This window comes from Verrucomicrobiia bacterium, from assembly GCA_035460805.1.
Classification (GTDB): Bacteria; Patescibacteriota; UBA1384; order CAILIB01; family CAILIB01; genus DATHWI01.
Genome location: DATHWI010000150.1, coordinates 1 through 8,360 on the forward strand (window position 1 = coordinate 1; position 8,360 = coordinate 8,360).

8 protein-coding genes are annotated in these 8,360 nt (G+C 51.6%); 7 read left to right on the top strand and 1 reads right to left on the bottom strand.

The window, feature by feature from the left end; translation table 11 throughout:
• Positions 1-290: hypothetical protein (locus tag VLA04_06095; protein HSI21228.1), on the bottom strand; the 290-nt coding region annotated here is incomplete at its 3' end.
• A 110-nt stretch (positions 291-400) separates the two neighbouring features.
• On the opposite strand from VLA04_06095, the gene VLA04_06100 reads away from it, so the two are divergent.
• The 7 genes from VLA04_06100 (at position 401) to VLA04_06130 (ending at position 8,270) form a co-directional block, all read left to right on the top strand.
• Positions 401-922, top strand: coding sequence for a hypothetical protein (locus VLA04_06100; protein HSI21229.1), 522 nt, complete (start codon positions 401-403; stop codon positions 920-922).
• Positions 923-995: 73 nt separating this feature from the next.
• On the top strand, positions 996-1,721 hold the full coding sequence (locus VLA04_06105; GenBank protein ID HSI21230.1) for a DsbA family protein: 726 nt from the start codon (positions 996-998) through the stop codon (positions 1,719-1,721).
• 52 nt (positions 1,722-1,773) lie between these two features.
• The gene (gene radC, locus VLA04_06110) at positions 1,774-2,454 is read left to right on the top strand and encodes a DNA repair protein RadC (protein HSI21231.1); all 681 of its coding nucleotides are present in this window, start codon (positions 1,774-1,776) and stop codon (positions 2,452-2,454) included.
• A 4-nt stretch (positions 2,455-2,458) separates the two neighbouring features.
• Positions 2,459-3,310: a bifunctional 5,10-methylenetetrahydrofolate dehydrogenase/5,10-methenyltetrahydrofolate cyclohydrolase gene (locus VLA04_06115; GenBank protein HSI21232.1), complete on the top strand. Its 852-nt coding sequence runs from the start codon at positions 2,459-2,461 to the stop codon at positions 3,308-3,310.
• Positions 3,303-4,514: a serine hydroxymethyltransferase gene (gene glyA / locus VLA04_06120; protein ID HSI21233.1), complete on the top strand. Its 1,212-nt coding sequence runs from the start codon at positions 3,303-3,305 to the stop codon at positions 4,512-4,514. The genes VLA04_06115 and glyA overlap by 8 nt, the downstream gene beginning before the upstream one ends.
• An 18-nt stretch (positions 4,515-4,532) precedes the next feature.
• Complete coding sequence (thrS, locus tag VLA04_06125; GenBank protein ID HSI21234.1) at positions 4,533-6,308, top strand: threonine--tRNA ligase; 1,776 nt, start codon at positions 4,533-4,535, stop codon at positions 6,306-6,308.
• 189 nt (positions 6,309-6,497) lie between these two features.
• Positions 6,498-8,270 carry a hypothetical protein gene (locus VLA04_06130; protein HSI21235.1) on the top strand — a complete coding sequence of 591 codons (1,773 nt, stop codon included), beginning with the start codon at positions 6,498-6,500 and terminating at the stop codon, positions 8,268-8,270.
• Positions 8,271-8,360 lie beyond the last annotated feature (90 nt).

An 8,360-nucleotide genomic window follows, 5' to 3' on the forward strand; every position in this document is an offset into this window, starting at 1 on the left:
TCGGGAAGGATTTTGGATGCCACGCGCTGGGTTGCGCTGCCATCCGGCTGCTGGTCTATGGTGACCTGGATACTGGCTCCGGCAACTGAGCTGTCCATGCCGTTTTGGATGAGCGTTGTGCCTGAAATGCCCTCGTTCTCGTAAGTGGCAGTTATCTCCTGAATACTGATGCGGTTATCGGGGCTGTCACCAGACTTAACTAAGCCGGCAGCATGTACACCTGTTGGAAGGCACGTGATGACGCCAAGTAAGAAAACTGCAATGGGGGCTAAGAGGCGACGTAGCGGCATAAGAGGGGCAACTTTAAGAGATACGTATCTATTGTCTCACACCCTAAAATGCATTGACAATACAAGCAAAATCTGCTACTGTCAGCGCATAGTTTGAGTGAGGTATTAACATGCAGTTCGGACGGATTTCGCTTGCACTTCTTGTGTGCACTTTTCTTGCCACGGCGTCGTTCAGTCAGACGTCCCGTGCCCAGCCTTTCGCGCCCGCTGCATCTCCGGGACTCACTGTCCCTAGCGATGAAGCGGCCTTCAAGAAGCTGGATGAGACTGCCCCCAAGGCTGCTACGGCAGACTTCAAGGCATTTCTCACAAGCTACGGTGCCACATGGACTACCATCGAGGCGCTTCCCGACGCACCCACCACTGAGAACCCTCAGTACCGTGGGATCGTCGTCCGGTCCATCGCGCGCGTGCCACACCTCGTGGAAGGCGCCATGATCCGGCTTACCTACACCAACAACGAAGGTGCCCAGGTAACGGTGTACGAGCGGCTCGAGCCTGCAACAACCGTTCCCAAAACCTACCGATTGGTCGTCAGCCGCGGCCCCAAGTGGGCAAGCAAGATCAACTCCATGGAGCTGATCACCCTGAAGACCATGAAGCGGTTCACCCTCGCGGACCATGTCCTCTAGAAGGTGAATGCCTTCTCAGCCACGCACAACCCAGTGCGTGGCTCTTTTTGTTATGACCCGCTAAGATGGGGCAATGACAAGAAAAAACCTCCTACTCCTCGTCTGTATTATTGCCGTACTCCTGTTGGGTGCCATAGGTTTCTTTATCAAAGCGGTGCGTGACGAAAGCGTTGCAGTTACCACGCAGGACCCGCATATAGTGAGGGAAAAGCAGGTCAAACTCCCTGAGGTGGCGCAAGAGGTGGACAAGGATGTGCCAAGGGAGAGGAAAACCGATATTTCCTACTCAGGCAAAAAAGAGTCCAAGGTGAAGATGGTCATTTACACAGACCTTGAGTGCCCTTTCTGCAAAAAGCTTCATACCGTTTTGCCTGCCATTACCACCGAGTTCGGTAACAGCGTAGAGATTGTATTCCGTCATTTTCCGCTCACCATTCACCCAAGCGCCCATATGGAGGCGGAGGTTGTGAACTGTGCCATCGAACAGTCGTTGGAAAAAGGCATTAGGCTTATCGACAAGACATACGCGGAGACAACCTCTTCTGGGACAACTTACAACCTAGGTCAATACCTTGACCTGGGGGCGTCAGTTGATCTGGACAGATCAAAGCTGACTCTCTGTATGGAGCAAAACCGTTATGCTAAAAGCGTAGATGAAGATTTGGAATCTGGCCGGTCTTTGGGCGTACGGTTAACCCCGACGGTATTTTTCCTTAAGGAAGGTACTAAAACGGTAATGGTGGAAGGCGCACGCTCAAAAGAAGAGTACCAAGACGTTCTCAATTACTTTCTTCAATAGTCCAAGTAGGACAACCCTTACAAAGAAAAGGGGCGCAGCGTAGCGTGGCAGTATGTCCACGCTTATTCCAGATCAGGCACGTGAATATTTGCTGCACAAAGGCCCGGGCTACTTAAGCCTAGAGCAGGCGGTGGCGCTTATTATTGGGACGGGAAGTAAGGGTGCTTCGGTGACGGGGCTGAGTACAAAGGTTGCTTCCTTGTTAAGGGGAGGGGAAACGCGCCTTAGTGCACTTCAAGAAGTGTATGGCTTGGGCTTGGCAAAAGCTTCTGCTTTGGTGGCTGCGCTCCAACTCTATCCACTCCTTCACCAGCGTGACCTTTCCGATGTCCTGGTGGCTCCCGAGGCAGTGTATGAGGCGTGCAGGGATTTGTTATTGGAGCCACAAGAGCACCTGGTTGTGTTTTTCCTCGATGTCAGGCGGCGGATGGTCCGAAGGGAAGTGGTGAGTATCGGGACCTCCACCGCAAGCGTGTTACACCCCCGGGAAATCTTTCGTGCTGCAATTGTCCACAATGCGCACAGCCTTATTTTGGCCCATAACCACCCCTCGGGCGACCCTAGCCCAAGCAGCGCAGACTGCGCCGTGACAAAGCGCGTTTTTAGGGCGGGGGAAGAGGTGGGAATAGAGCTTCTTGACCATGTCATTTGTGCTACTCACGGATGGGTTTCCTTAAAGGAGCAAATGCCTGCTCTTTTCGGTAGCTCAACGGGTTCCATTCTGGTAAGGTAAACATATGACTGAACTCTCTAGTAAGCCATTTATCGATCAAATTCACGCACGCCATCGTGAGCGGGCGGCGACGTTAATTGACGGTGGCATTGAACCGCATCTGGCGGTTGTTTTGGTGGGTGAAAACCCAGAGAGTGTGAAGTACGTGGCTACCAAGGAAAAACGGGCCAAGGAAGACGGTATCATCTTCTCCCTCTACCACCTGGAAGAGTCTGCTACGGTGGAGGAGATTGAGCAGAGCATTCGTTTCTTGGCTATGGATCCAGAGGTGCATGGCATAGTCCTGCAACTCCCACTTCCTCCTTCCATTAGTTCAGTAAACGCCCAACGGCTTATTCAGCTCATTCCTGCCGAAAAAGACGTGGATGGCCTGCGGGGTGACTGGCAATCACTTACCTATACTTCTGCACGCATTGCAGATGTGCAAAAGTTGCAATCCCTCCCACTTCCCCCCATGGTATTGGCGGTTGTCTCCCTTTTGGATCACTACCACATTGACCCTATGGGCAAGCGCGTAGTTATGGTGGGTAATGGGAAGTTGGTTGGCCAGCCGCTTACTGCATTTTTCCAAGCCCTAGGGATAGACGCTGTTGCCGTTGATGAGCACACGGAAAAAATCTTGGACATCACCAAGAGTGCAGACATCCTCATTACGGGTACGGGTGAGCCCGACCTGGTTACCTACCTATGGGTAAAAGAAGGCGCAACCGTTATCGATTGTTCAGGAGACGTGCATACTGATTCCGTAAGCCAAATAGCAGGTGCACTTTCACCTGCTACAGGCGGAATTGGTCCACTGACGGTTGCGTGGCTTCTTCACAACGTCCTTAACGCCGCGGAGGTAGTAAATGCCTGACATCAAAGAACTCATTGCACAGGAAGAAGAGCGCCAGGCACTCAGCCTTTCCCTTATTGCCTCAGAAAACTACGCTTCAAAAGCGGTTATGGAGGCGCAGGGGTCTGTGCTTACTAACAAGTATTCAGAGGGCTACCCTGGCCGCCGTTACTACGCGGGCAACGGCGTTATGGACCAAATTGAGACCCGCTGTCAGGAGCTTGCCCAAGAAGTGTTCCAAACGGACTATCACGTAAACGTGCAACCGTACGCAGGCTCCAGCGCAAACCTCGCTGCCTACGCTGCCCTCTTGGATATTGGCGATACTGTCCTTGCCCTGTCCCTTTCCCATGGTGGGCACCTAACCCATGGCCACGATGTTAGCCTCACCTCCCGTCTCTACAAATTTGTCCACTACGGGGTAGACCAGGAAACGGAACTCATTGATTACGATGAGGTTCTGCAACTGGCACGTGAGCACCGCCCCAAGCTTATAGTCTGCGGCGCTACCGCTTACCCGGCTATTATCGATTTCCCGGCCTTTGCCCGCATTGCACGGGAAGTGGGTGCCTGGCTCATGGTAGACATGGCCCATATTGCCGGGCTTGTTGCCGGTGGCGCACACCCTTCGCCCTTTGGTCATGCAGATGTTATTACTACCACTACCCACAAAACATTGCGCGGTCCTAGGAGTGGCATGATTCTCTGCCGGAAAGAATTTGCCAAGGCCATAGACCGGGCGGTTTTCCCTGGTACCCAAGGTGGGCCCCACATGCACGTCATTGCCGCCAAAGCTTTGGCATTGGAAGAAGCGCTCCATCCTTCTTTCCGTGAGTATGCCCGCCAGACCGTTTCAAACGCACGCGCCATGGCTATCCGCCTTCAGCAACAAGGTTTCCGCTTAGTGGGTGATGGTACGGATACCCATCTTTTCTTGCTCGACCTTCGCCCCGGCCCCCTCCGCGGCAAAGAGGCGCAACTCCTCCTAGAGGAGGTGGGTATCGTATGTAATATGAACAGCCTGCCTTTTGATGACCAGCCACCAGCCAATCCTTCGGGGTTGCGGTTTGGCACGGCAGCAGTGACAACGCGGGGAATGAAAGAGGCAGAAATGGAAACGCTTGCCGACTGCATTGCCTCAGTCCTCCGGGAACCAGAGACAACAGCCCAGGTGACCGAGAAAATCCGTACGTTAGCTAAAAAATTCCGCATCCCTGCCCGCTAGGCTCACCACACAACTCCCATGAACGAAGTATCACCTGAACAGCTCCATAAAGTCCGTCACTCGCTTTCGCATATTCTGGCGATGGCTGTGCTCGAGGTTTTCCCAGAAGCCAAACTAGCCATTGGGCCAGCAATCGACAATGGCTTTTACTATGACTTCGATTTGCCACGCCCGGTAACACCGGAAGACCTGACTGACCTGCAGGCCCGTATGGAAAGGCTGGTAAAAGAGCACGTGGAATTCACCGTGAAGTCTTATAGCATTGAGGAAGGGCTTGCTATGGTAGCGGGTCAGCCATACAAAGAAGAGCTTATCCGTGACTTGGCTGCAGGCGGGGAGACAGAAGTCACCTTTTACCGTTCAGGTAACTTTGTCGATCTCTGTAAAGGCCCGCACATTGCCACAACCAAGGAGATCGCCGATGGCTGCTTTAAGCTCTCCCATGTTTCCGGTGCCTATTGGCGTGGCGATGAAAAGCGTCCCATGCTTCAGCGTATCTACGGGTTGGCCTTCGAGTCTGAGCAAGAGCTTTCCAATTACATTCAAATGATGGAAGAAGCCAAGAAGCGCGACCACCGCGTGCTTGGCCCGCAGCTTGGTATCTACATGATCTCTGAAGAAGTGGGTCCCGGTCTCCCGCTGTGGCTGCCGCGTGGCGAGACCATCAAGTACCTCCTTCAGGAGTACATGCGCAAGAAAGAAGAGGCGCTTGGGTACCAGTATGTAGCAACTCCAGTGATGGCGCACGAGAACCTCTACATCCGCTCGGGTCACGCCCAGTACTACAGCGAAGACATGTTCTCCTTGACCGATGAAGAGGGGAAGAAGTTCTACCTTAAGCCCATGAACTGCCCGCACCACCATATGATTATGGAGAAGTTGGTGACCAGTTACCGGGACCTGCCACTGAAGTTGGCTGAGGCGGGCGGCATTTACCGTAACGAGTTGTCCGGCACCCTTACTGGTCTCATCCGTGTCCGTGGCCCTATCACTCAGAACGATTCCCACATTTACTGCACGCCAGAGCAGCTCAAGGAAGAATTCCTCAAGGTTCTCCAGCTCTTTAAAGAGGTGTACGAGGAAGTGGGAATTTCGGACTACTGGTTCCGCCTCTCCCTTCCAGACTTCACAAACAAGGCTACCAAGTACGGTGGTGACCAACAGCGTTGGGAAGATGCCAGCCAGGCTATACGCCAGGCCTTGGTAGAGTTTGGCGTCCCGTTTGTGGAGGCCGAGGGTGAAGCTGCCTTCTACGGCCCTAAACTAGATGTCCAGATTAAGAATGTAACAGGCAAAGAAGATACTATTGCCACCTCTCAGGTAGATATTCTGGTGCCTGGCCGCATGGGCCTTGTCTACACCGATGAGCATGGTGCCGAGCAGCATCCTATTATCATCCACCGGGCCATCCTGGGTTCCTATGAGCGCTTTACAGCCTTTCTCATTGAGCAGACAGCCGGAAACTTCCCTCTCTGGATTGCACCTGAACAAGTCCGGGTCATTGCTGTGAGTGAACAGTTTAACGATGCAGTTTGTGAATTAGCATCTAACCTCCGCAAGCAGGGGATTAGGGCGGATGTGGATATCTCCAACGAAAGTGTTGGCAAGAAGATCCGCAACGCCTCTGTCATGAAGGTGCCTGCCAAGATTGTAATAGGCCAAAAAGAGCTTGACGCCCGTACGGGTGACCAGTGGCACATTGCCGTGAACTGGCGCGCCGATATGGCCGATATGCCTACCGACCCTATGTCTATGGAAGACTTTGTGAGCTTGGTGAAAAGCCGTTCTGTATAGTGACACGAAACTATTAGTGTGTTGGCCAATTCTTAGTACATCAGCACATCGGCCATTAGTGTGGGACTTTCTCTATAGCTAAGGGTGTGTAACTACTAGGGTTTTCCCTGTTGTCTGCTTAGCGACTATACTAAAAGGGCGAAGATAAATAGCCAAAGTAGTGCAACGTGTAATGCGGGAGCTGTGGCTATGAGGGAAGAAATTCCATCCCTAAATAATCAGCTGACATCGCTAGAGCACTCTACTCCTGAGGGTATTTTTCAGATTACCCCTCTCTCAAGCGGATGGTTTCACGTTGAGTCCCCCGCTCTCTTGGGGGAAAATGGGCAATTTCATGGCTGGGCACAGCTAGAATTCCCAACCGTTGAAGAAGCCAGGGAGGCATTAGATAGGGCGGCACTAGATGTTGCGGCTGCACGTCAAATTGCGGCGGAGGAAGCAAAATTTTTTGATAAGTGGGAGGAGTACAGGGAATACCGTCAGCTGGAACCTACTTTCCTGTCCACACTTCGGATTCAAAAATATCCAGGTGAGTTTAGGGTTGTCTATCCTGGTGAGGTCGAAAATGGTCGCCCTGTATTTGAGAGATTTACAAGCTGGGAGGAGGCTAAGCGCCGGTTCTTTGAAAAAAATGTCGAGGTACGCGAAAGTCTCAATACCCGCGAGCTCCTCAATATTAGGTTGGATGATACCTCTTCCATCGCCTTCTCAGCATTTGACGGGTTCGACCCAAATGTGGCTCCCACTGACCAGGTTTACGAGATTCCCGAGAGCTTGCAGAGAGTTATGTATCGAGACGAGAAGGGAATTGGCATACCGCAGAGGGAGCAGTATGAAATGAACCTTAATGCCACGGGAACTTTTAGGGAAACGACTAAGGACAAGGAATGGAAGCGCTCGTTGTTCCGTTTTATTAGGGGGTACATGGCACATAGTAATCCGGAGTTAGGCGAACAGTTAGGGATCACTGACATTCGTAGGTTAACTCCTCGGCAGGCAATTGAGCTTTCTAATGAAATTGTACTCAGTTTGACTAAATATAATCGGTCCTACATGGGTAAGAATGGGGATGAAAACGTCAACCATGCCTCTCCCGCGGATAAGTCGCACGTACTCGATATCTTAGCTGAGGGATTAGAGAATAAGGATAATCCTGATTGGCAAGGGAACGGGGTGTGTCGGAATTTTGCCACTTCGGTCTTCTGTTGTTTTGAGGCTCTTAAAGAATGGCAACATGAGGTTAGCTCTTTGCATAATACGTACTGCTTGTACGAAACGGGGAGCCACTACGCCCCTGGTATGGAGAATGAAACGGTGAGTCATGCTTGGAATACTTTTTTTACCGTAATGCATGATGGGTCTGCCGGTATGGTATCGACAGATGTGACGTGGGCTAAACAAGACTTGGAAACAAGGCGTATGCAAGATTTTGATTATATTCTCACTCGCATGGAGCCATACGCGCGGTTCATTGGACGGGAGTTTGACGGAGGTGCGGGAGAAGATGGCATGAAGAAAGTGCTTGAGTACTACATGACGAGAATTCAAACATGCACGGCAGAAGAAACAGCAGCCTATGCTTCCGTACCTGCGCAGCAGCGGTATTACGCTAATGGCGCATTAGATTTGGCCTTGGAAAAAGGGTGCATGCAAGATTTGCCAGATGGAATAATGCCTCACATTCTTCAGTGTATTCTTGAGCGTAAGCATTGGAGCAAGGGTGAGGTTGAGCAAATAAACTTATTTGCTCAAAAAAATCCTACTGTTGATCTTCATGCTGTCATGGCAACATATGCAGAGCCTAAGACATGGAATACCACCTCAGTTAACTCCCTTCTTTTTGCCGATGAGGGTCTCCAGCTTATGTTCCATTCTTGTCTGAAAAAACGGCCTGAGGCTCTTGGTGAGATAATGGAGAAATGTCCCAAGTACCGAGACCGGATAATGGCATTGGGAGGCTAGGACAGCTAGTTCCACGCCCATATGTAGCGGGGAGCTTGTGCATATCAAGATTGTCGGTGTTCCTGAGTACTTCTTGACAAAAGGTGGGTT